The 21,953-nt window shown below is 62.0% G+C and carries 18 protein-coding genes and 1 tRNA gene; 12 read left to right on the top strand and 7 right to left on the bottom strand.

The window, feature by feature from the left end; all coding sequences use genetic code 11:
- Positions 1 to 87: 87 nt before the first annotated feature.
- The 5 genes from serS (at position 88) to N0Q91_RS10065 (ending at position 5,522) form a co-directional block, all read left to right on the top strand.
- A complete protein-coding gene (serS, locus tag N0Q91_RS10085) occupies positions 88 to 1,371 on the top strand; it encodes a serine--tRNA ligase (RefSeq protein ID WP_275597996.1) in 1,284 nt (427 codons plus the stop codon).
- 28 nt (positions 1,372 to 1,399) lie between these two features.
- Positions 1,400 to 2,170: a 5'/3'-nucleotidase SurE gene (gene surE / locus N0Q91_RS10080; protein WP_102762919.1), complete on the top strand. Its 771-nt coding sequence runs from the start codon at positions 1,400 to 1,402 to the stop codon at positions 2,168 to 2,170.
- Positions 2,167 to 2,820: a protein-L-isoaspartate(D-aspartate) O-methyltransferase gene (locus tag N0Q91_RS10075; RefSeq protein WP_100674027.1), complete on the top strand. Its 654-nt coding sequence runs from the start codon at positions 2,167 to 2,169 to the stop codon at positions 2,818 to 2,820. The genes surE and N0Q91_RS10075 overlap by 4 nt, the downstream gene beginning before the upstream one ends.
- A 239-nt stretch (positions 2,821 to 3,059) precedes the next feature.
- The gene (locus tag N0Q91_RS10070) at positions 3,060 to 3,713 is read left to right on the top strand and encodes a biotin biosynthesis protein BioC (RefSeq protein WP_275597995.1); all 654 of its coding nucleotides are present in this window, start codon (positions 3,060 to 3,062) and stop codon (positions 3,711 to 3,713) included.
- A gap of 267 nt (positions 3,714 to 3,980) precedes the next feature.
- A complete protein-coding gene (locus N0Q91_RS10065) occupies positions 3,981 to 5,522 on the top strand; it encodes a LysM peptidoglycan-binding domain-containing protein (protein ID WP_275597994.1) in 1,542 nt (513 codons plus the stop codon).
- A gap of 104 nt (positions 5,523 to 5,626) precedes the next feature.
- Here the strand turns inward: N0Q91_RS10065 and N0Q91_RS10060 are convergent, their stop codons facing one another.
- Positions 5,627 to 6,502 carry an ATP-binding protein gene (locus N0Q91_RS10060; protein WP_100674024.1) on the bottom strand — a complete coding sequence of 292 codons (876 nt, stop codon included), beginning with the start codon at positions 6,500 to 6,502 and terminating at the stop codon, positions 5,627 to 5,629.
- Positions 6,503 to 6,842: 340 nt separating this feature from the next.
- Here N0Q91_RS10060 and yajC point away from each other — a divergent pair, with 340 nt between their 5' ends.
- The 5 genes from yajC (at position 6,843) to N0Q91_RS10035 (ending at position 12,229) form a co-directional block, all read left to right on the top strand.
- Complete coding sequence (gene yajC, locus N0Q91_RS10055; RefSeq protein WP_011975343.1) at positions 6,843 to 7,175, top strand: preprotein translocase subunit YajC; 333 nt, start codon at positions 6,843 to 6,845, stop codon at positions 7,173 to 7,175.
- A gap of 164 nt (positions 7,176 to 7,339) precedes the next feature.
- Positions 7,340 to 9,916 (top strand): protein translocase subunit SecDF, encoded by a 2,577-nt coding sequence (gene secDF / locus N0Q91_RS10050; RefSeq protein WP_275597993.1) that lies wholly within the window; start codon positions 7,340 to 7,342, stop codon positions 9,914 to 9,916.
- Positions 9,916 to 10,302 carry an Mth938-like domain-containing protein gene (locus N0Q91_RS10045; protein ID WP_003529512.1) on the top strand — a complete coding sequence of 129 codons (387 nt, stop codon included), beginning with the start codon at positions 9,916 to 9,918 and terminating at the stop codon, positions 10,300 to 10,302. Before secDF ends, N0Q91_RS10045 begins: the two co-directional genes overlap by 1 nt.
- 21 nt (positions 10,303 to 10,323) lie before the next feature.
- Positions 10,324 to 11,166: a phytoene/squalene synthase family protein gene (locus tag N0Q91_RS10040; protein ID WP_275597992.1), complete on the top strand. Its 843-nt coding sequence runs from the start codon at positions 10,324 to 10,326 to the stop codon at positions 11,164 to 11,166.
- Positions 11,167 to 11,773: 607 nt separating this feature from the next.
- Complete coding sequence (locus tag N0Q91_RS10035) at positions 11,774 to 12,229, top strand: hypothetical protein (protein WP_018097719.1); 456 nt, start codon at positions 11,774 to 11,776, stop codon at positions 12,227 to 12,229.
- Positions 12,230 to 12,263: 34 nt separating this feature from the next.
- On the opposite strand, the gene trmFO is transcribed toward N0Q91_RS10035, so the two are convergent.
- The 3 genes from trmFO to N0Q91_RS10020 form a co-directional block, all read right to left on the bottom strand.
- A complete protein-coding gene (gene trmFO / locus N0Q91_RS10030; RefSeq protein WP_275597991.1) occupies positions 12,264 to 13,682 on the bottom strand; it encodes a methylenetetrahydrofolate--tRNA-(uracil(54)-C(5))-methyltransferase (FADH(2)-oxidizing) TrmFO in 1,419 nt (472 codons plus the stop codon).
- Between the two features lie 92 nt (positions 13,683 to 13,774).
- The gene (locus N0Q91_RS10025) at positions 13,775 to 13,918 is read right to left on the bottom strand and encodes a DUF1127 domain-containing protein (RefSeq protein ID WP_003529520.1); all 144 of its coding nucleotides are present in this window, start codon (positions 13,916 to 13,918) and stop codon (positions 13,775 to 13,777) included.
- 304 nt (positions 13,919 to 14,222) lie between these two features.
- The gene (locus tag N0Q91_RS10020; RefSeq protein WP_003529522.1) at positions 14,223 to 14,366 is read right to left on the bottom strand and encodes a DUF1127 domain-containing protein; all 144 of its coding nucleotides are present in this window, start codon (positions 14,364 to 14,366) and stop codon (positions 14,223 to 14,225) included.
- Between the two features lie 1,138 nt (positions 14,367 to 15,504).
- On the opposite strand from N0Q91_RS10020, the gene N0Q91_RS10015 reads away from it, so the two are divergent.
- Together N0Q91_RS10015 and tig are read left to right on the top strand one after the other, a co-directional pair.
- A tRNA-Leu gene (locus tag N0Q91_RS10015) sits at positions 15,505 to 15,589 on the top strand.
- Between the two features lie 174 nt (positions 15,590 to 15,763).
- Positions 15,764 to 17,239, top strand: coding sequence for a trigger factor (gene tig / locus N0Q91_RS10010; protein WP_275597990.1), 1,476 nt, complete (start codon positions 15,764 to 15,766; stop codon positions 17,237 to 17,239).
- 228 nt (positions 17,240 to 17,467) lie between these two features.
- On the opposite strand, the gene gcvP is transcribed toward tig, so the two are convergent.
- From gcvP to gcvT, 3 genes are read right to left on the bottom strand one after another with little or no spacing between them, the layout of a single operon-like run.
- Positions 17,468 to 20,332 carry an aminomethyl-transferring glycine dehydrogenase gene (gene gcvP / locus N0Q91_RS10005; RefSeq protein WP_275597989.1) on the bottom strand — a complete coding sequence of 955 codons (2,865 nt, stop codon included), beginning with the start codon at positions 20,330 to 20,332 and terminating at the stop codon, positions 17,468 to 17,470.
- Entirely contained in the window at positions 20,332 to 20,694 is a 363-nt protein-coding gene (gcvH, locus tag N0Q91_RS10000; protein WP_029962390.1) for a glycine cleavage system protein GcvH, read from the bottom strand. The genes gcvP and gcvH overlap by 1 nt, the downstream gene beginning before the upstream one ends.
- Before the next feature lie 16 nt (positions 20,695 to 20,710).
- On the bottom strand, positions 20,711 to 21,850 hold the full coding sequence (gene gcvT, locus N0Q91_RS09995; protein WP_275597988.1) for a glycine cleavage system aminomethyltransferase GcvT: 1,140 nt from the start codon (positions 21,848 to 21,850) through the stop codon (positions 20,711 to 20,713).
- Between the last annotated feature and the right edge of the window lie 103 nt (positions 21,851 to 21,953).

The following is a 21,953-nucleotide window of genomic DNA, read 5'->3' as shown; positions in this document are numbered from 1 at the left end:
CAAGGGGCGCTGTGGCATTCTGAATCGCTGCAGGATTTCGCCGTAAGCGGCTCCGACGTCCTGCAGCAACTAACGCGTGGAACGACTATGCTCGATATCAAATGGATCCGTGAGAATGCAGACAGGCTCGACGACGCCCTGGCGAAACGGGGTGCGGAGCCGTTGTCGGCGTCCCTGATCGCACTTGACGAACGTCGCCGCGCAGTCCTCCAGTCCCTGCAGGACATGCAGTCGCGGCGCAATGCCGCGTCGAAGGAGATCGGCGCGGCGATGGCCCAGAAGAACAGCGAGCTGGCCGACAGGCTCAAGACCGAAGTGGCCGACCTCAAGAATGCGTTGCCGGCGGCCGAAGAGGAAAGCCGTCAGATCGAGACCGAGCTCTCGGACGCGCTGTCGCGCATCCCCAATACGCCGCTCGACGACGTGCCCGTCGGCGCGGACGAAAGCGCGAATGTCGTGACGCGGGTCGTCGGCGCCAAGCCCGGCTGGAATCACAAGCCTCTCGAGCATTTCGAGATCGGCGAGGCGCTGGGACTGATGGACTTCGAGGGAGCGGCCCGGATCGCCGGGTCGCGCTTCACCATCCTGAAGGGCCAGCTCGCCCGGCTCGAGCGGGCACTCGGCCAGTTCATGCTCGATCTGCACACCGGGGAGCATGGTTACATCGAGGTTCAGCCGCCCTTGCTCGTCCGCGACGATGCGATGTACGGCACCGGCCAGTTGCCGAAATTCTCCGACGATCTCTTCCGCACGACCGACGGGCGCTGGCTGATCCCGACTGCGGAAGTGCCGCTGACGAACATGGTGCGGGAGCAGATTCTCGACGGTGAGAAACTACCGCTGCGCTTCACTGCGCTGACCCCGTGCTTCCGCTCAGAGGCCGGTTCCGCCGGTCGTGACACCCGGGGCATGTTGCGCCAGCATCAGTTCAACAAGGTCGAACTGGTGTCGATCACCGACGCCGAAAGTTCGATCGACGAGCACGAGCGCATGACCGCTTGTGCCGAGGAGGTGCTCAAGCGCCTCGGCCTGCACTACCGCGTCATGACGCTCTGCACCGGCGATATGGGGTTTGGCGCGCGCAAGACCTATGATCTCGAGGTCTGGTTGCCGGGGCAGGACGCCTATCGCGAGATTTCCTCCTGCTCCGTCTGCGGCGATTTCCAGGCCCGTCGGATGAACGCACGTTACCGCGGGAAAGAAGAGAAGGGGACGAAGTTCGTCCACACGCTCAACGGATCCGGCGTCGCGCTCGGCCGGGCGCTGATTGCCGTTGTCGAGAATTACCTGAATGACGACGGCTCGATCACGGTGCCGGACGTCCTTGTGCCTTATATGGGCGGCCTGCGGCGGATCGAGAAATCGGCCTAAGCACGAATGAAGCGGAAGAAGACCGGCAATGCGCATCCTGCTGACGAATGACGATGGCATTCACGCCGAGGGCCTCTCCGTGCTGGAACGGATCGCCCGGACGATATCGGACGACGTTTGGGTGGTGGCACCGGAAGTGGACCAGAGCGGGCTTGCCCATTCTCTGACGCTTTCGGAGCCGCTGCGTCTGCGCCCGGTTTCCGAACGGCGCTTTGCGCTCCGGGGTACCCCGACCGATTGTGTTATCATGGCGGTCAAGAAGATTCTTGATCGCAAGCCCGACCTCGTCCTTTCCGGCGTCAATGTCGGCGCAAACCTTGCGGACGATGTCACCTATTCCGGAACCGTGGCCGGCGCTATCGAGGGAACGCTGCAGGGCATTCGCTCGATCGCACTCAGCCAGGCCTTTCAATATGCCGTTGGCCGCGACGTTCCCTGGGATGTAGCAGAGACGCACGCACCGGCGCTCATCCGCACATTGATGGGAGTCGACCTGCCGGACGGAACGCTTATCAACCTGAACTTTCCGAACTGCGCCGTCGATGCCGTTGCGGGCGTTGAAGTCACGTCGCAGGGCAAGCTCGAATTCGGTCTCAGCATCGACGAGCGCACGGACGGACGCGGCTTTCCCTATTTCTGGCTCCGTTTCGGCGAACGTGCCGGCGATTTCCGTTCCGGCACCGACATCAGGGCTCTTCGAGACAACAGGATTTCGGTAACCCCGCTTAAACTGGACATGACCGATCATGCCGCTCAGGAGCGCATCGCGCGGGCATTGCGGGAAGGAAGTGTCGCTTGAGCGGACGAATTTCGCAGCAGGAGGGGTTTGCAGCGATGGCGCTGCGGCTTCGCTCGGGCGGCATCGTCAATCATGAGCTGCTGAAGGCTGTGGAGCAGACGCCGCGGACGCTCTTCGCTCCGCCGCAATACCAGGACGAAGTCTACTCCAAGCGGCTGATTCCGCTCGATTGCGGCTCGTTCATGGAGGGCTGCGACATGGCCGTGCGGCTTCTGCATTGTCTCAATCTCAAGCCGGGCCAGCGTATACTCGAGGTCGGAACCGGCAGCGGCTTTACCGCGGCCGTGATGGGGCGGATCGCCGAGCGCGTGCTGACGATCGAGCGGTACCAGACACTCGTCGCCTCGGCGCAGAAAAACCTCGAGAAGGCGGGCCTGCGCAACGTCGTCGTCCGCCAGGCCGATGGCAGTGCAGGAGTGCCGGGCGAGGGCACCTTCGACCGGATCCTCATTACCGCTGCGTTCAACAGCCTTCCCCGGACGTTCTCCGATCATCTCGTCTCCGGCGGCACGCTGTTGGTGCCGATCATGATGAGCGAAACGCATTGCCGTATCGTTCGCGTCAACCGCACCGGTAGCCGCTTCGACCGGGAAGACCTGTTCGATGCGCCTTACCTTCCGATCGTCCCACAGGTAGCGTCGTTCCTTTAGTCTAATTTCTTGGAATCGATGACGTTCATGTTTTAGGTCGACCCGACCTGAACATCGTGATCGCGTGCGCCTCCCGGAAGCGGGTTAATACAATCTTAACCCGCTCCAGCCCCGCGCAAGCTTCCCTCTTCAGGTACCCGACCTGAAATCATCGTGATCCAGGCCGGGACGGCATGAGATGACGCGGAGTACGCATTTGCTCCGCATCGCAGTCGTCATGCGACAGACGGAGACGGCATATGCAGATCGAGAACAGGTTGAACGCTGCCGCTGCGTCCGGTGATGGCTTGGGAAACCTCGCCGGGCGTTCGGCCGACCAGGCTGCTGCCGCGGACAAAGGCGAGAGCGGGACGCTGGTTGCGCCTGCGGGCTTCGTCGACCCGACACCGCGCATTTCGCTGTCCGCCGACGCGTTGCTCTATCTCGGCCGGGCAAAAAGAACGCCTGAGAAATTGCCGCCGCTTACGAAGGACGAGTGGAACAATCGTCTTTCGCCGCAACTTGCGGCACGCGAGTACCAGGCGTTCGGCAAGCTCGCAGAAACCGGTGACTACAGGGCATATTACCGGGCCTTCATCGACTATTATGACGGCCTTCGCCCGGAGGATCAGAACAGCCTGCGCTATTTCGGGACGCGCGAAGCGGCGGTCGCGGGCCTGCGCTCGCTCGACTATGATGCGGACAGCGGCCTCGACATAGATGCCAAATTCGAGAACCTCGTCAGCGTGTTTCTCGAAGAAGACAAGATTGCCCCTTCGCCGGCCTCGACCACGATGTCGCCGGCAGAGCGCGTCTTTTTCGCCTGGGACGCGTCCAACATCAGCTATGAGGTAAATGCGCCCGAGCCGAGACCGATGACGGAAATCGAACGGCTTTATTCCGAGCTGCTATAGGGTGTCTCACTGTTTCGCTGAAACAGCGAAACACCCTGCCACTTTTGGAATTGCGCACTTCCACACGGAAAACCGTTACACACTTTTCCCGGAGGCGCTCTGGCGATCCGTATCCCGGTTCCGCAGCGCACGTATGACCGGAAATCGCCCGCTTCGGTGCGGCTATGGTTAGCATTTCGCCAAAGTGGTGCCGTCTTTAACCGGGCGGTAACTCTAATGCGCTTTAATCCTTCTACAGCGAGTTGCGTTCGGAGTGGGTAAAGCGTCATGCGTAAATTTGTATCTCCCCAAGCAGGCAAGTCCATGATCCGTCTCTGTGCGGCGATCCTGCTTGCGGGTGTAGCGACCGGTTGCAGTTCTGACGCCAGCCGCTTCGGCGGGCTCTTTTCGCGGTCCGACGACATAATGACGGGTGCGATCCCGCAAGGCTCGAGCACGGTACCGAGAGGCGATGTCGCGAGCGGCGGTGCGGCGCCCTCCTACGGGAACAACGCAGCGCTCGGTCAATCCTATCCCTCCGGCGGCGGCAACGGAGGCTACAACACGGCGGCGGCCTCGCCGGTATCCAGCGCCCGTGTCGCATCGACGCCGATGAGCGTTCAGCGCACGAGCCTCGATGAACCATCCGCCGCATCTCGGCAGCCGCAGGTTCAGACCGCCTCCCTCGCGTCGCAGGCTGCTGCCCTCCCGAAGGCGGAGCCGCTGGCGGGGGCTGCCAAGGATATGTCGAGCAAGGGTGGCTGGAGCGCCTCCAACGCGCCGACCATCATGGTCCGTCAAGGCGACACGATTACTGTTCTCTCCAGACGCTTCGGCGTCCCCGAGAAGGAGATACTGAAGGCGAATGGCCTGAAATCGGCAAGCCAGGTAGAGCCAGGCCAGCGGCTCGTCATTCCGGCGTTCGGTACTGCAGGCAGCGCCGCAAAGGCGGCCGCATCGGGTTCGATCGCCGACGTGGAGGGCGGCAAGAAGCGTCCGTCTCCGCTGCCGACCGACCAGCGCGAGGTGGCGATCCTCCCCGGCCAGTCCCAGTCGCGTGAAAAGAGCGAAAGCCGTAGCGATGTCGCGGCGGGCAAGCTCAACAGCGCCGGCGAGGGCGGTGGAAATGGTGCCTATACGGTCAAGCCGGGTGACTCGCTCAACCGAATCGCCAAGGCGAACGGCGTTTCGGTCGCTGCCCTGAAGCAGGCGAACGGGCTTACGACAGAAGCCATCCGCATCGGGCAGAAACTCAACATCCCGAGCGCCTCGGCGAAAACGCCGGCGACCGATGCGGTGGTCACGGCTTCTGTTTCGGCCAAGAAGGACGAGGCCCAGGCGGCTTCGACCGAGCAGGGCAAGCTGACCGAATCCAAGGCGCCTGCCGCCAAGGAAAGCGTGTCGGAGGTTGCCATCCGGTCGGATGGTGACGAGGATCTTCCGAAATCGACCGGCATCGGAAAGTACCGTTGGCCTGTCCGTGGCGCGGTCGTCGCTGGCTATGGCGCCAATGTCGACGGCAACCGAAACGATGGCATCAACATTTCGGTGCCGGAGGGGACGCCCATCAAGGCAGCCGAGAACGGCGTCGTGATCTACTCGGGCAGCAGCCTGAAAGAACTCGGCAATGCCGTTCTGGTGCGCCACGACGACGGTACGGTGACGGTTTACGGCAACGCTGCCGAACTCAAGGTCCAACGCGGTCAGAAAGTCCAACGCGGCCAGACGCTCGCATCTTCCGGCATGACAGGCAGAGCGACCCGGCCACAAGTTCACTTCGAGGTGCGCAAGAATGCGACCCCGGTCAACCCTGCGACCTATCTGGAATAAGCCGTAGCACCGGCCGCTCCCGGCTTATGCGCAAACCGAAAGCGCCGTGTGTCTGGCAAGACGCGCGGCGCTTTTGCGATCACGCCGGCTGACGCCAAGTGCGATCAGGCAGGAGCGTCGAGCTGTCTGCGCAGACGACCGGCCAGATCCTGAATGAATTGCCATGCGACGCGGCCGGACCTCGATCCTCGCGTCGTGGCCCATTCAAGAGCCTCGGCATGCAGCGCTTCGGGCTCGAGAGGCAATTTGAAGTACCGCGCATATCCGTCGACCATCGCCAGATAGTCGTCCTGGCTGCATTTGTAGAAACCCAGCCACAGTCCGAAGCGGTCGGATAGCGACACCTTTTCCTCGACGGCTTCCGAGGGGTTTATGGCGGTGGATTGCTCGTTTTCCATCATGTTGCGGGGAAGCAGGTGTCTGCGGTTGGACGTCGCATAGAGCAGAACGTTTGCCGGCCGCCCCTCGACGCCTCCGTCGAGCACCGCCTTCAGCGACTTGTATGAAGTATCGTCGTGATCGAAGGAGAGATCGTCGCAGAAGACGATCACGGGCATCGGCGCCGCCTTCAGGATTTCCATCAGCACGGGCAGGGTGGCGATATCCTCCCGGTGGACTTCGACGAGCTTGAGTGCGCTTCCGGTGTCGTGGGCGACTTTTGCGTGAACGGCCTTGACCAGCGACGATTTGCCCATCCCGCGGGCGCCCCAGAGGAGCACGTTATTTGCCGGATAGCCGTCAGCGAAGCGAAGCGTGTTGTCGAAGAGAATGTCGCGGACGTGGTCGACGCCGGTAATGAGCGTGAGATCGATGCGATTCGGGTTAGGGACGGGCTGCAGGTGGCGCGTGGCCGGTGCCCAGACGAAACACTCCGCCTCATGCCAGTCGTTGACGGCATATGCCGGTCCGGCGATGCGCTCCATCGCGGCCGAAAGCTTCTGTATTTCGTTGAGCAGGACGTCGATCTTGCTTTCGGGCATTTCATCTATCTCCGGCAGGCTGGATTTCGAACATGAGCGGCCGACCCGCGCGATAACGGGCGTGCGCCGGCTTAACCCAAATCCTTGAATCGCCGCGACGTTCATCCTCCGGTCGAATCCGTTGAAGCTGCCGCCGGCGGCGTTTTTCTCGGTAGCACGGCGGTTTGCGCTGGAAAAGACCGGCAGCCTGCAACCAGGGGGTTCTCCTGCTGCGGAATTTGTGCCAGAGGCAGGAGAAACGGGGAAGTGTACCGACGATTTGCGTTACGGGACGGCTTGCCTATATTCCGGCAGGTTTGCCGCGGGGGCAAGCGCGCAATTTGAACTCAAGGAGTGATCGATGTTTATTACCGAAGCTTTCGCGCAGACGGCGGCCCCTGGGGGCGGCGGCGCCGATATTCTGATGTCCATCCTGCCATTCCTGCTGATTTTCGTGGTGATGTATTTCCTGATCATCCGACCGCAGCGGGCGCAGATGAAGCGCCGCGAAGAGCTCCTGAAGAACATCCGGCGCGGCGACCAGGTCGTCACCGGCGGCGGCATCGTCGGCAAGGTGACCAAGGTCGTCGACGATACGGAGCTCGAGGTGGAGATCGCCGAGGGCACCAAAGTCCGCGTTGTGCGCAGCGGCGTATCCGAAGTTCGCGTGAAGGGCGAGCCCGTCAAGGAATAACTCCGGCGCGGGAACGTGAAGAAGCGTGCGCGGTTTTGCCCGCATACCGCGCTTGCTATCGGCATCGATCACGGTTTGATTTTGGGGCGACGCGAGGCCAAAATCACCGTGGTTAGGGCAAGGGCCGCGACCGGCAGAGACCGGCGGATGGAGCATTTCGAAATATGCCCAGGTTGTCGCCGTTCAAGAACATTCTCATCTGGCTGGTCGTCCTTGCGGGCCTCGCCTTCGCACTGCCGAATCTTCTTTCCAGAGAGCAGCTTGCCGACTGGCCGATCTGGCTGCCGCATCGGCAGGTGCCGCTCGGGCTCGATCTTAGGGGCGGTTCCCATATCGTCCTGAAGGTCAGCCGCGAAGACATCGTCGCGGAGCGCCTGCAATCGACCATCGACACGATCGCCGATGCCCTGAGACAGGCGGATATCCGCTATACGGGGCTGTCAGGAAGCGGGCAGAGCCTGCAGTTTCGTCTCCGCGATGCAACGAAAGCACCAGCGGCACGCGACGCGCTGAAGGCGTTGGTCGCCCCCGTTCGACAGGGCGGCTTTTTTGGGAGTTCCATACAGGAACTGGTCTACGAGGGAAGCGCGACCAGCGACACGCTTCGGCTTCGCCTGACGGACGAGGGCATAAATCTCAGGGTCTCAGATGCCGTCGCCCAGTCCATCGAGGTCGTACGCCGGCGGGTCGGCGAAGTCATCGCGGTCGTGCCGATCATAGAGCGTCGCGGCGGTGACCGGCTGAGCGTGCAGGTCCCCGGTCTGGACGAGCCGCAAAGGTTGAAGGATCTCCTCGGACAGCGAGGAGATGTCGCTCTGAAGTGGCTGGATTCCTCGATGCCGGCACAACAGGCCGTGGATACGGGGCCGCCTGCGGGGTCCGAGGTCCTCTATTCGCTGGACGATCCACCAATACCCTACCTGGTCGAGAGACACGCCTTTGCTGCGGCACCGGACTTCGTCGAGGCGCAGCCGGGCTTCGATCCGGCAACGAGCGAACCTGTCGTCAATGCAAGGATTACTGCCGGGGCTGCCGCACGGATCGCGCCGGTCCTGCAGTCGGATCCACGGAAGCAGTTCGCGATCGTGCTCGACGGGCAGGTTATCTCGACGTCCGTTCTAGACGGCGCGCTTTCCGGTGATAGCGTCCGGATTTCCGGAAATCTCTCGGAGGACGGGGCGAACGACCTTGCCGCCCTGATGCGTGCCGGCCCGCTTCCCGTTTCGCTGACCGTCATCGAGGAGCGTACCGTCGGTCCCGAGGACGGCGCCGACGCCGTGGCAAACGGCCTCACGGCGGGCCTGATCGCGGCCATTGCCGTCGCAGCCTGTATGATTGGCTTCTACGGCTTCTTCGGTGTCGTCGCCGTCATTGCCGTCATCGTCAATGTCGTGCTGATCATCGCGGTCCTGTCCGTCACCGGCGCCACGCTGACATTGCCCGGAATTGCCGGGATCATCCTCACGATCGGAATTGCGGTCGACTCGAACGTTCTCATCTATGAGCGGCTGAGGGAAGAAGCGCGTACCAGCGGTAAACCCTTGCGAAGGGCGCTGGACGACGGATTCGAGCGCGTCTTGAGGAGCATCGTCGATGCGAATCTGACGATATTCATCGCGGGCGTAATCCTCCTCTATCTCGGATCGGGCGCCATTCGGGGTTTTGCGGTTACGCTTGCCATCGGCAGCGTCACCACCATCCTGACGGCGCACAGCCTGACACGCCGCCTTATTCGCGGGTGGTATCGCCGCCGCCTGCCGCGGCGTCTGCCGCGCGGCATCCGGACCGGATTTTTCAGTCGGGCGGATTTTCGTTTCATGGCGATCCGCAATCCGGTCTTCATTCTGATGACGGCATTGTCGCTCGCTTCGCTGGTTCTCCTGACGAGCCTCGGGCTCAACATGGGAGCAGATTTCAGGGGCGGGTCCGTCATCGAATTGAGGGCACGGACCGGCGTCGCCGATGGTGCCGACATCCGTGCCCGTCTCGATGAATTGAATCTCGGAGAGGTTCAAGTCGAGGAACTTGGATCGGCGCGAGACGTTCTCGTCCGTATCCCGTCGCAGGAAGCCGGCGACAATGCCGAGCAGACGGCGGTCGGGCTGGTTCGCTCCGAACTCGAGGATCAGTATGTCTTCCGCCGTGTCGAGGTGGTTGGCCCCGGGGTTTCCGGCGAGTTGACGAGGGCAGGGTCGCTCGCCGTTGCCGCAGCCGTGCTGGCCGTGCTGCTTTACGTGTGGCTTCGCTTCGGCCGGCGATTTGCCGTCGGAGCCATCGTCGCGACGTTGCATGATGTGCTGCTGACGCTTGGGTTCCTCGTCGTGACCGGCATCGAATTCAACCTCGCCAGCATCGCAGCGCTGCTGACGATCGTATGCTACTCGCTGAGCGACACCATGGTGATTTATGATCGAGTCCGGGAAAATCTGGTGCGCTATCGAAGGATGCCGCTTTCGGTCCTGATCGACACGTCGATCAACCAGACCCTGTCGCGGACCGTCCTGACCGCCTTGACGACGCTCCTTGCTCTCGTTGCGCTGTATCTGTTCGGAGGCAGTGGTCTCGTCCAGTCCTTCAGCGCGACACTCATATTCGGTGTGCTTGTGGGCACCGTTTCCTCGATCTATGTCGCGGGACCGCTGCTCATCCTCTTCAATCGCCGAAACAATCGTCTTGGAGGCACGGAGGACCCGGCGGACCGGGATACCTCGTCGGAGACGGAAGCAAAGGGTGCGGTGTGATGGCAAAAGGGATCGAAATGCGCGAAGCGCACTTTCCGGGACGCGCGCCTGTCGACGCCTACGGCAATGGCGGCTTCCGCTTCGCCGATATGTCGCATCGCGGGTCCGTTCTGATGTTGCCTTCCGGTATCTACGCCTGGGACGTTGCCGAAGGCGACGTGCTCGCGGTCGCGAAATTCCAGCGCATCTTCGATGAGGCGCGTGACGTCGAGGTGCTGCTCGTCGGCACCGGCCGGGAAATCCGTCCTTTGCCGGGAGACCTGAAGGAGGCGCTCAGGGCCGCCAACATCTCGTCCGATCCGATGAGCACGGGGGCGGCGGTGCGGACCTATAACGTAATGCTGGCGGAATCGCGGGCCGTCGCCGCGGCATTGATCGCGGTGTGAGGCGTTCGAAGGAAACCCGGCGTGCAACAGTCCGATGATCAGATTCTCGCAACCTTGCGGGACACCGACCGCGATCGCTACCTGGCCTGTCTGCTTTCTCCTGCAGAGAAGCGCCACTCGCTCGCGGCGCTCTATGCCTTTTACGCGGAGATCGCCCGTATCCGCGACACGGTCAAGGAGCCGCTCCCCGGCGAGATCCGGCTGCAGTGGTGGCGTGACATTCTCGAAAACCAGCAGTCGGACGGCGCGGGGCATCCGCTGGCCGAAGCGATCCTGCGTTGCATCCGCGAGCATCACCTTCCTGTCCGCGTTCTGCAGGACATGATCGATGCACGCATTTTCGATCTTTACGACGACCCGATGCAGGACAGGGCGGCGCTGGAGGGCTATGCCGGTGAAACCGCATCGGCGCTCATTCAGCTTTCATCGCTCATCCTGGATCCCGAAAATGCTGCGAAATCCTCAGACGCAGCCGGTCATGCCGGGGTTGCTCAGACGGTCGCCGGTCTCCTGCTGCTTCTGCCGGTTCATATCGGGCGTGGCCAGGTCTATCTTCCTGCCGAGCTTTTGAGCGCAACGGGCCTCGACAGGGAAACGCTTCTTGCCGGAACCGACGAGAGTGCGATCGAAAGGGCCATTCGCGCCTTCTGCGGCCTCGGTCGCGATCATCTCGCCAAGGCACGTGAAAGTACAGGCGCGATCTCCGCCCGGAATTTCTCCGCTTTCCTTCCCGTTGCCCTGGCCGAACCGGTGTTCGATCGCGCGGAAGCCGCCGGAGTGCGAATCCTCCGTCAGCCACTGCGGCCGCCGCAATGGCAGCGGCAATGGCGGATGTGGCGGGCGAGCCGGCGCCGGCAGTTTTAGACGAAGGCCCGCTGAGATTCCGGATACCCGCCGCCGCTTGTTTGATCTCCTCATCCTGTGCTCGTCACAGGGATCCAGCCAGACCCGGTCCTTCGCTGACAGAACGCTTCCCGCGCCGCAGACGCGGCGCTGCTGGATCTCTGTGACAAGCACAGAGATGAGGGTGGAGAGGGTGCGGTCCTCGGCGCGCTTCATAAACCGTGAGATAGTGAGGTGGCGCGGAAGGCCCCAAGTCACGCCCGTATACAGCGTCCAGTTTCGCTTCGATGCGAGAATATAGACGTAACCTTCATTGCGTGACAGGTTGACCATTCCCTCGCCGCACATCCCCGGTCCCTCATTCCTGTGCTTGTCACAGGAATCCAGCCAGACCAAGTCCTTGGGCTGAAAGAACTCTCTCCGCGCCGCAGACGCGGCGCTGCTCCCATCCCTGTGACGAGCCAGGGGGAGGATGAAGGAGGAGAGATTGCAGTCCTCCGAAAAGTGCTACAGCGCCCGTCTTAGACGAGGATTCATTCGCTAGGCGCTCGCCCGTCACGCTGGCGCAAGTCTCGCGGGATATAATTCTTCTCAATCGAAATCCCGTCGCGATCAAGGGACCCACGCGATGCTTTGGTTACTGCTCCTGGTGGCGATCGCCGCCGTCTGCGTGTTTTATATTCGGATGAACGCACGCGCCGAGCGCGACGCCGACAATCCGGATGCCGGGTCGGCGATCGTGGAATTCGGCCGGGCATTCCCGGACGAAGCGATCCGGGCGCTGCATTCGACCGTCGACAGAACGGCGATCTTCCTGCGTCTGCACGATGGCAAGGCCGGATTCATACAATCGCACGGCACGCATTATGTCTGCCACGTCATTCAGCCCGGCAAGGTGCGGGTCAACACGTCCGAGAGTGGGCGCGGGCTGATTGTCCACTTCCCGGATTTCGCCTACCTGGACAACGCTTTCGAGTTTCGGACGGCCGCCGAGGCAGCCGAGGTTTCGCTCTGGCTGCTCGGCACCTTCAGTCCGAAATCGGAGTTGGAAGCACCGGGTGACGCGGCGCAGGGTCTGGACTGACCGGCTGAATCCGCAACGGAGTTCTCGTCGCTCGTCAGACGGCGTTGCCGAGCCAGCTTGCGCAATCGCTCAGCGCGCGTGACGCCATCGCCTGCTTCTTGGCGAGCGCCTTCTCCTTGCCACGGAAGCGTTTGGCACCCTCCGGCCTCGTCATGGCGCCCGGTTCGAGCGGCGGAAACAGTCCGAAATTGATGTTCATCGGTTGGAACGAGCGCTTGCCCGGTTCGTCGTCGGAGACGATGTGGCCGCCGGTGATGTGATCGAGAAGAGCACCGAAGGCCGTGGTCACCGGAGGTAGGACGGGTGAGGCGCCTTTGCGTTCCGCCGCGGCGAAGCGGCCCGCCAGCAGGCCGATGCTCGCGCTTTCCACATAGCCCTCGCAGCCGGTTATCTGGCCGGCAAAGCGCAAGCCCGGACGTGACTTGAGCGTCAGCGAATTGTCGAGGAGTGTCGGCGAGTTGATATAGGTGTTGCGGTGCAGGCCGCCGAGCCTCGCAAACTCGGCGTTTTGGAGCCCCGGAATCATCCGAAAGACTTCGCCCTGCGCGCCGTATTTCAGTTTCGTCTGGAAGCCGACCATGTTGTAGAGCGTGCCGAGCGCGTTGTCCTGCCTAAGCTGAACCACGGCATAGGGCTTGACCGAGGGATTATGGGCGTTGGTGAGGCCCATCGGCTTCATCGGCCCGTGACGCAGGGTCTCGCGGCCGCGCTCTGCCATGACTTCGATCGGGAGGCAGCCGTCGAAATAGGGTGTGCCTTCCCATTCCTTGAAGCCGGCCTTGTCCCCGGCAATGAGCGCATCGACGAAGGCGTCATACTGCTCCTGTGTGAGGGGGCAGTTGATATAATCCTTGCCCGTGCCGCCCGGGCCGACCTTGTCGTAGCGCGACTGATGCCAGCAGATATCCATGTCGATCGTGTCGGCATGGACGATCGGTGCGATGGCGTCGAAGAAGGCCAGGGCATCGGCGCCGGTCTCCGTGCGGATCGCCTCGGCGAGGTCCGGTGCTGTAAGCGGGCCGGTCGCAATGATGGCGAGATCCCAGTCCTTCGGCGGCAGGCCCCCGATCTCTTCCCGCAGAACCGTGATCAGCGGATGGTCTGCGATCGCTGCGCTGACGGCCTCGGCAAAGCCTTCGCGATCGACGGCGAGCGCACCGCCTGCGGGCACCTGGTTGAGATCGGCGCATCGCATGATGAGCGAGCCCGCAAGACGCATCTCCGCATGGAGCACGCCGACGGCATTGCTGGTCGCATCGTCGGAGCGGAAAGAGTTCGAGCAGACGAGTTCGGCGAGGCTCTCGGTCTTGTGCGCATCCGTGCCGCGCACGCCGCGCATTTCATGCAGAATGACCGGCACGCCCGCTTCGGCGATCTGCCAGGCGGCTTCCGACCCGGCGAGGCCGCCGCCAATGACGTGAATGGGCGAATGGGAGGACGTCGTTTTGTTCATGGGCGGCTTCCTACCACAGGCATCCGTCGCTTCCAAGAAACGAAAACGGCGCCCGAGGGCGCCGTCTTCAAGCCAAGCAATGCTCGATCCGATTAGCGGAAGGAGCGAGCCGCAATGTTGCGGATGTCGTAGCGCGTAATGCCGATATCGTTAAGAGCGTGGTTGGAAAGGCTGCCCAGCTCGGCAACGGTACGGCGGTAGTTGATCCAGCTTTTTGCAATGCGAATCGGGTTCATGGTCGTTTCCTCAAGAAGATCGCTCGCGACAGTGATTGTCTGCGTCGTTGAGGTTCTTATACGCTTGTCTAACTGGAAGATGGAGTGCAAAGTAGATGCATCTGCTATGCATTTGTGCAGTGCATCGATCGTTTTGTGAGCATGCATCTCGGCCGGCCCGAAAATGCGCCATCGATTAAGTTTCGGTTAAGTTGCTTTTGCAGGGATTGCTGCACGACATCAGAACGACTCAGCAGAATAAAAAAACGCCCGCCGGCGAACCGGAAGGCGTTTGAACGGCCATTATCTGGCGAAAGCTTGATGCTTACTTGATTGCCTGACGGGCAACGTAGGGGATGTCTGCGCGGCCGATGCCCAAGTCAGTCAGCTCACGGTCGCTCATGCGGCCGAGCTCGTTGCAGGTCTGACGATACTTGCGCCAGTTGTTGAAAGAACGTGCGAGGTTCATGATCCTATTCCTTTCTAGGTCGTTCGCCAGCGCTCTATCTCTCTTGCTGGCCGTCATCTTATGAACCGGAATATAATCGGTTTGAGCCGGGATTACAGAGCTAATGCTGCATCGCACCCATGCGCGGCGTGCAAAGCTTTTCGGTGGCATTAACCGGAGTTTAACCTTTTGTTGCCGATGCCGGCGCTCTTGCGCATTTCCAGACCGTTCCAAAGACCTTGGCGGTCTATCAGAGCGCGCGGCGCGCAGTGCGATTCTCGGAGCAAGGGAGTTGGCAGAAATAAACAACGCCCGCTGGGGGAGGAGGTCCAGCGGGCGTTGCTTGATCTGATTGGCAACCGGGAGGAGGAGTGTCGCCAATCCGTATCGGGTGCGCTGGGAGGAGGAGTGCGCTGCCCGATCGATAATTGGAATATAGGCCGAACCCCGGATTCTGCTAGGGGCCGCCGGGAATGGCACCTATGCAAATGGTGCATGGCTCAAGCGTCGGACGATCGCAAAATGCCGAAATAATGGGCAGATGGAGGTGCCGTACGGAATATCTGAGGGGAGAATGACGCCCGTCGGGGGAGGACCGGCGGGCGTCACAAATGCGATTGGCAACTGGGAGGAGGAGTATTGCCAATCCTATCGAAGCGGCGATGGGAGGAGGAGTGCGCAGCTTCGAATTCTGTCGAGCTCAGGCTCGGATCTTCGCGGGATTTCCCGCTGCGGGCGATCATGCCCGCCGGCGTCCATTCGGCTATCACCGCGGCGCTTCGTTGATTTGGAATATAGTGGCCTTAAATCGATTTGTGCAGTGCAATGTCCACATGGAAGATATGCGGATTGCGCAACGCGGATTGCCGTTCGCCGTCCCGCCGATGGAGGGCGAGGATCCAGTGGCTGTCATGCGGTGGAACGCAGCATCACGTTTCTGCCGGCATCCTTTGCTAAGGAGCCTCGAGCTGCCCGTTCGAAGCCATGGCTGCGAGCGGGCAACGGGCGCGAGCATTTTCCCTTTGATCCGATGAAAACGAGTGTTATAGAGACGCCGCGCTCGGGAGCCCTGAACCTTTCGCATGGCCCAAGAATATCCGCGGCATTCCGCTGATGAGATCTTGTGAGGAATGCGATTGGGCGGTGCGGTCGTCTGAACGCGGGTATGGTGAAATTGGTAGACACGCCAGATTTAGGTTCTGGTGCCGCAAGGCGTGGGAGTTCAAGTCTCTCTACCCGCACCAGGACGATATAGCAGTCACGCGTCGGTATTCGGCGCTGGGAGGGCCGGCAAGGCGCCATTTTGCTTGCAAAGCGGTCGGAATTGCGTAAAGCCACTCCCGGCAAATGGATCGGCTCACGTGCTCGCCTAGCCTTTCAAGGGAAGAGCACTGTCAACGTGAAGTGAAGGTTTTAACATGCAGGTTATCGAAACGCTCGCTCAAGGGCTGAAGCGCGAACTCAAGGTCGTTATCCCGGCCGACGAAATGCAGGCTCGGATGAACGAGCGCCTCGTCGAAGTGAAGGATCGTGTTCGCATCAACGGCTTCCGTCCCGGCAAGGTGCCGGTTGCGCACCTTAAGAAGGTTTACGGCAAGTCGATCATGGCCGATCTCGTCAACGAGATCGTTCGTGAAAAGCCGACGGAAATCCTCACGAGCCGCGGCGAAAAGTCGGCCACCCAGCCCGAAATCGCGATGACCGAGGACGAGGCAGAAGCCGACAAGATCCTGAGCGCCCAAGCCGATTTCGAATTCACGGTCGCCTACGAAATCATTCCGCCGATCGAACTCAAGGATGCAAGCGGCATCAAGGTCACCCGTGAGGTCGTCGACGTCAGCGAGGATGAAGTCAACGAGCAGATCCAGCGCATCGCCGAGAGCGCCCGCACTTACGAATTGAAGAAGGGCAAGGCTGCCAATGGCGACCGCGTCACGGTCGACTATCTCGGCAAGGTCGACGGCGAAGCCTTTGACGGCGGCAAGGACGAAGATGCGGAGCTCGTGCTCGGGTCCAACCGCTTCATCCCGGGCTTCGAGGAGCAGCTTGTCGGCGTAAAGGCCGGCGATGAAAAGACCATTACGGTCACGTTCCCGGCCGATTATCCGGCAGCCAACCTTGCCGGCAAGGAAGCGACCTTCGACATCACCGTCAAGGATGTCGCTGCCGCTGCCCCGATCGAGATCAACGACGAGCTGGCAACGAAGCTCGGCCTCGAATCCGTCGACAAGCTGAAGGAAATCGTCCGCGGCCAGATCGAAAGCCAGTTCGGCTCGATCACCCGCCAGAAGGTCAAGCGCCAGCTTCTCGATCAGCTCGACGAACTCTATCAGTTCGATACGCCCGAGCGCCTCGTCGATGCCGAGTTCGAGAACATCTGGCGCCAGATCAACACCGACCTGCAGCAGGCCGGCAAGACCTTCGCCGATGAAGACACGACGGAAGAAGATGCGCGCGCCGAATATCGCAAGCTCGCCGAGCGTCGCGTCCGCCTCGGCCTGGTTCTCTCCGAAATCGGCGAAAAGGCCGGCGTCCAGGTCAGCGATGACGAGATGCAGCGTTCGCTGTTCGAGCAGCTGCGCCAGTTCCCCGGGCAGGAAAAAGAAATCCTCGAATACTTCCGCAACACGCCCGGTGCTGCCGCCTCGCTGCGCGCACCGCTCTTCGAGGAGAAGGTTGTCGACCACCTGCTCACCGAGGTTTCGGTGACCGACAAGAAGGTCTCGAAGGAAGAGCTGACGGCTGACGACGAAGCCGACGAAAAGCCGGCCAAGAAGACGGCCTCCAAGAAGAAGGCAGCCGCCAAGGCCGAAGCCGGCGAGGGCGAAGAAGCCGCCGCGCCGAAGAAGAAGGCCCCGGCCAAGAAGAAGGCTGCGGACGAGAGCGCCGAGTAATCGCATCTCTCAGAGATAGGAAGAGGCCGCCTCCGGGCGGCTTTTTCTTTTTTGAGGAACCGTTAGTGAACCCTCTAATACCTCGAAATTATCTTCCCGACCGAAAACCGCTACAGACTTCTCCTCGAAGTGCTTAGACCAGCAAAAAGCCCGGCTTAGCCAGGCTTTTGCTGTCAGGACGTGGCAGGCAGGCGCGGCGCATGAACCGCACCCGATCGGATCACATCGTCATTCCGCCGCTTCCGCGTAGCTCTCGATCGGCGGGCAGGTGCAGACGAGATTACGGTCGCCATAGACATTGTCGACACGGTTGACCGGCGACCAGTATTTGTCCACGCGGAAGGCGCCCGGTGGGAAGCAGGCCTGCTCGCGCGAATAGGGCCGGTCCCAGTCGCCGACGAGGTCCTCGACCGTATGTGGCGCGTTCTTCAGCGGATTGTTGACCTTGTCCATCCGGCCGTCCTCGATGGCGCGGGCCTCTTCGCGGATTGCCAGCATGGCGTCGCAGAAGCGGTCGAGCTCGGCCTTCGTTTCCGATTCCGTGGGTTCGATCATCAGTGTGCCCGCGACCGGCCAGCTCATCGTCGGCGCATGGAAGCCGCAGTCGATCAGGCGCTTGGCGACGTCGTCGACTGTGACGCCGGCGCGTTCGGCGAGGGGACGGGTGTCAATGATGCATTCATGCGCGACCCGGCCCTTCGCCGACTTGTAGAGCACGTCATAAGCACCCTTCAGCCGGGCGGCGACGTAGTTGGCGTTGAGAATCGCGACCTTGGTCGCTTGCGTCAGGCCTTCCCCGCCCATCATCAGGCAGTAGCTCCAGGAGATCGGCAGGATCGAGGCCGACCCGAACGGTGCGGCGGAAACAGCGCCCTCGTGCCCGTCGGTCTGCGGGTGTCCCGGAAGGAAGGGGGCGAGATGCGACTTGACGCCGATCGGGCCCATGCCGGGGCCGCCGCCGCCATGCGGAATGCAGAAGGTCTTGTGCAGGTTCAAATGACTGACATCCGAGCCGATGTCGCCGGGGCGGGAAAGGCCAACCATCGCATTCATGTTGGCGCCGTCCAAATAAACCTGGCCGCCATGCTTATGGACGACCTCGCAGACCTCGCGGACGTTCTCCTCGAACACGCCGTGCGTCGAGGGATAGGTGATCATGCAGCAGGAGAGGGAGTCCGCATACTGCTCCGCCTTGGCGCGGAAATCGTCCATGTCGATCTCGCCGGCGTCGCTTACCTTGACGACCACCACCTTCATGCCGGCCATCTGCGCCGAGGCCGGATTCGTGCCGTGCGCCGATGTCGGTATCAGGCAGACGTCGCGATGTGCGTTGCCGTTGGCGATATGGTAGGCGCGGATCGCGAGCAGACCGGCATATTCACCTTGGGCACCCGAGTTCGGCTGCATCGACATCGCATCATAACCGGTGATCGCGCAGAGCTTTTGCGACAGGTCTTCTATCAGATGCTGGTAGCCGAGTGCCTGGTCGGTCGGCACGAAGGGATGGATTTCCGAAAACTCCGGCCAGGTGATCGGCAGCATTTCCGCTGTCGCGTTGAGCTTCATCGTGCAGGAGCCGAGCGGGATCATTGCGCGGTCGAGCGCCAGATCGCGATCGGCGAGGCGGCGCATGTAGCGCGTCATCTCGCTCTCGGCGCGGTTCATGTGAAAGATCGGATGGGTGAGATAGGCGCTGGTGCGCAGCAGTTCCTGCGGCAGGCGGTAGTCCGGTTCGAATTCCTCGACCTTGAAATCGCCGCCGAAGGCGCGCCAGACGGCCTCGAGCGTGACCGGCCGCGAACGTTCGTCGAGACTGATGCCGATCCTGGTCGTTCCGATCTTGCGAAGGTTTACCTCCTCGGCCACGGCGGCTTTGAGGATGATGCCCTGCAGCTTGCCGACTTCGACGGTGATCGTATCGAAGAAGACATCCGGTTCGACGGTATAGCCGAGCTTTTCCAATCCCATGGCAAGCCGCACCGTCTTCTGGTGCACGCTCTGGGCGATCGCCTTTAATCCGTCCGGACCATGGAAGACCGCATACATGGAGGCCATGACGGCAAGCAGTACCTGCGCGGTACAGATGTTCGATGTCGCCTTCTCGCGCCGGATATGCTGCTCACGGGTCTGGAGCGACAGCCGGTAGGCGCGGTTGCCCCGTGCATCGACCGACACGCCCACGAGGCGGCCGGGCATGGAGCGCTTGTAGGCGTCCTTGACCGCCATATAGGCCGCGTGCGGCCCACCGTAGCCGACCGGAACGCCGAAGCGCTGGGTCGAACCGATCGCGATGTCGGCGCCCATTTCACCCGGAGATTTCAGAAGCGCCAGCGCCAGCGGATCGGCTGCGACGGCGGCGATTGCACCCTGCTCGTGGAGTTTGGCAATCAGGCCCGAGAAGTCGCGGACATGGCCGTAAGTGCCGGGGTACTGGAAGATCGCGCCGAAGACGCCGGCAGCGTCCAGATCCTCGAAGGGATCGCCGACGACGATCTGCCAGCCGAGCGGCTCCGCCCGGGTCTTCAGGAGCGCAATCGTCTGGGGATGGCAGTTCTCATCGATGAAAAACGCCTTCGCCTTTGACTTTGCCACGCGCTCCGCAATGGCCATGGCTTCGGCTGCAGCCGTCGCCTCGTCGAGCAGCGAGGCGTTCGCGACGTCCAGCCCGGTCAGATCGCAAACCATGGTCTGGTAATTGAGCAGGGCTTCCAGCCGCCCCTGACTGATTTCCGGCTGATAGGGCGTATAGGCGGTGTACCAGGCCGGGTTCTCGAGGATATTGCGCTGGATGACCGGCGGGGTGATGGTCCCGTAGTAGCCCTGACCGATCAGGGACACGAGCTTCCGGTTGCGGTTCGCCGTCTCGCGCAGCTTGTCGAGTGCCTCGCGCTCCGTCATCGGCTCGCCCCAGGCAAGCGGCGTCCGCTGGCGGATCGACGGCGGCACGGTGTCGTCGATGAGCGCGTCGAGACTGGGATAGCCGACGACCTTCAGCATCTCGTCCATCTCGGCCGGCGAAGGGCCGATGTGACGTCGATTGGCGAAGTCGTAAGGCTTGTAATCGGTAAAGGTAAAGTCCTTGGGCATGCTCATCAGGCGACGAACTCCTTGTAGGCCGCTTCGTCCAGGAGCGCATTGGCAGCGTCCGGATCGGCGAGCTTCAGTTTGAAGAACCAGGCCGCGCCTTGCGGATCGCTGTTGACGAGCGACGGATCGTCGACGATCGCCTGATTGACCTCGACGATTTCGCCATCAAGCGGACAATAGACGTCCGATGCCGCCTTGACGGACTCGACCGTCGCGGCCGAGTCGCCCTTGGAGAAGCTGGCACCCGCTTCCGGCAGCTCCACGAAGACAAGATCGCCGAGCTGGCCCGCGGCATGCTCCGTGATGCCTACTGTCGCGACGTCGCCCTCGATCTTCAGCCATTCGTGTTCCTCGGTGAATTTCAGCATACGCAGGTTCTCCTGATCAGCGTTTGTAGGTTTGTTTGATGAAGGGCAGGGCAGTGACGGCGATGGGCAGGTATTTGCCGCGCACCTCTGCGAACAGTCTGGTGCCGATTTCGGCGTGCTCGGCGGCGACATAGCCGATGGCGACCGGTCCATCCACGCTCGGTCCGAAGCCGCCGGAGGTGACGGTTCCTGCCGCCGTCCTGCCCTCCGCATCGGCAAAGAGATTGGCATTGCCGCGCACGGGCGCGCGGCCTTCGGGCCTTAGGCCGACACGCCGCCTGGAAACTCCGTCGGTGAGTTCGGCCAGTATCCGGCCGGCGCCCGGAAAGCCGCCGGCGCGCTCACCGCCGGCGCGGCGGCTTTTCTGGATTGCCCATTCGAGGCCCGCTTCGATCGGGCTCGTATTCGTGTCGATATCGTTGCCATAGAGACAAAGCCCCGCTTCGAGGCGGAGCGAGTCGCGTGCGCCGAGCCCGATGGGCAGGACGTCGGGATGTTCGAGCAGGCGCTGCGTCACATCCACAGCCGCGTCGGCGGGAATGGAAATCTCGAAGCCATCCTCGCCGGTGTAGCCGGAGCGGGAGATGATACAGCTCACGTCGTGAAGGTCGGCTTCGGCGACATCCATGAAGCGCATCGACGCGACGTCCGCCCACAGCTCGCACAGAACCGCTCCGGCCCGGGGCCCCTGAAGGGCGATCAGGGCACGGTCTGTCAGCATGGTCACGTCGCAGGCGCTGCCGAGACCGTCCTTGAGATGCGCAAGATCGGCATCCTTGCAGGCCGCGTTGACGACCAGAAAGAGATGATCGCCGCGATTGACGATCATCAGGTCGTCGAGAATACCGCCTGCGGCATTGGTGAAGAGGCCGTAGCGTTGCCGGCCCTCCCGGAGGCCGAGCACATCCGCCGGCACGAGCTTTTCGAGCGCCAGCGCCGCGTCCTCGACTTTTCCCGATTTCGGCCGCACGACGATCTGCCCCATGTGTGACACGTCGAAAAGGCCGGCGGCGGCGCGGGTATGCAGGTGCTCCTTCAATACGCCTTCCGGGTATTGGACCGGCATGTCGTAACCGGCGAAGGGCACCATGCGCGCACCGAGCGAAAGATGCAGCGCGTGCAACGGCGTGTGTTTCAAGGTGGAAACGTCTTCCAAGTCCGGCCTCCAGGTCTGGCGCGTCTTCGCGCCGGCTCACAATACCGGCGTCATGCGCCGACAAATTCGAGCCCCCTCTGTCCCTTTGCCTGAGATTGTTATC

It is taken from the genome of Sinorhizobium prairiense, assembly GCF_029201645.2.
GTDB lineage: Bacteria > Pseudomonadota > Alphaproteobacteria > Rhizobiales > Rhizobiaceae > Sinorhizobium > Sinorhizobium meliloti_A.
Note: the sequence above shows the minus strand (reverse complement) of the source record. Positions and strands in the feature narration are given on the sequence as shown.

Bases quoted from the DNA above. Each gene is read 5' to 3' on its own strand.
- serS (WP_275597996.1), top strand. From the start codon at position 88: ATGCTCGATATCAAATGGATCCGTGAGAATGCAGACAGGCTCGACGAC.
- surE (WP_102762919.1), top strand. From the start codon at position 1,400: ATGCGCATCCTGCTGACGAATGACGATGGCATTCACGCCGAGGGCCTC.
- N0Q91_RS10070 (WP_275597995.1), top strand. From the start codon at position 3,060: ATGCAGATCGAGAACAGGTTGAACGCTGCCGCTGCGTCCGGTGATGGC.
- N0Q91_RS10065 (WP_275597994.1), top strand. From the start codon at position 3,981: ATGCGTAAATTTGTATCTCCCCAAGCAGGCAAGTCCATGATCCGTCTC.
- N0Q91_RS10060 (WP_100674024.1), bottom strand. From the start codon at position 6,502: ATGCCCGAAAGCAAGATCGACGTCCTGCTCAACGAAATACAGAAGCTT.
- yajC (WP_011975343.1), top strand. From the start codon at position 6,843: ATGTTTATTACCGAAGCTTTCGCGCAGACGGCGGCCCCTGGGGGCGGC.
- secDF (WP_275597993.1), top strand. From the start codon at position 7,340: ATGCCCAGGTTGTCGCCGTTCAAGAACATTCTCATCTGGCTGGTCGTC.
- N0Q91_RS10045 (WP_003529512.1), top strand. From the start codon at position 9,916: ATGGCAAAAGGGATCGAAATGCGCGAAGCGCACTTTCCGGGACGCGCG.
- N0Q91_RS10035 (WP_018097719.1), top strand. From the start codon at position 11,774: ATGCTTTGGTTACTGCTCCTGGTGGCGATCGCCGCCGTCTGCGTGTTT.
- trmFO (WP_275597991.1), bottom strand. From the start codon at position 13,682: ATGAACAAAACGACGTCCTCCCATTCGCCCATTCACGTCATTGGCGGC.
- N0Q91_RS10025 (WP_003529520.1), bottom strand. From the start codon at position 13,918: ATGAACCCGATTCGCATTGCAAAAAGCTGGATCAACTACCGCCGTACC.
- N0Q91_RS10020 (WP_003529522.1), bottom strand. From the start codon at position 14,366: ATGAACCTCGCACGTTCTTTCAACAACTGGCGCAAGTATCGTCAGACC.
- tig (WP_275597990.1), top strand. From the start codon at position 15,764: ATGCAGGTTATCGAAACGCTCGCTCAAGGGCTGAAGCGCGAACTCAAG.
- gcvP (WP_275597989.1), bottom strand. From the start codon at position 20,332: ATGAGCATGCCCAAGGACTTTACCTTTACCGATTACAAGCCTTACGAC.
- gcvH (WP_029962390.1), bottom strand. From the start codon at position 20,694: ATGCTGAAATTCACCGAGGAACACGAATGGCTGAAGATCGAGGGCGAC.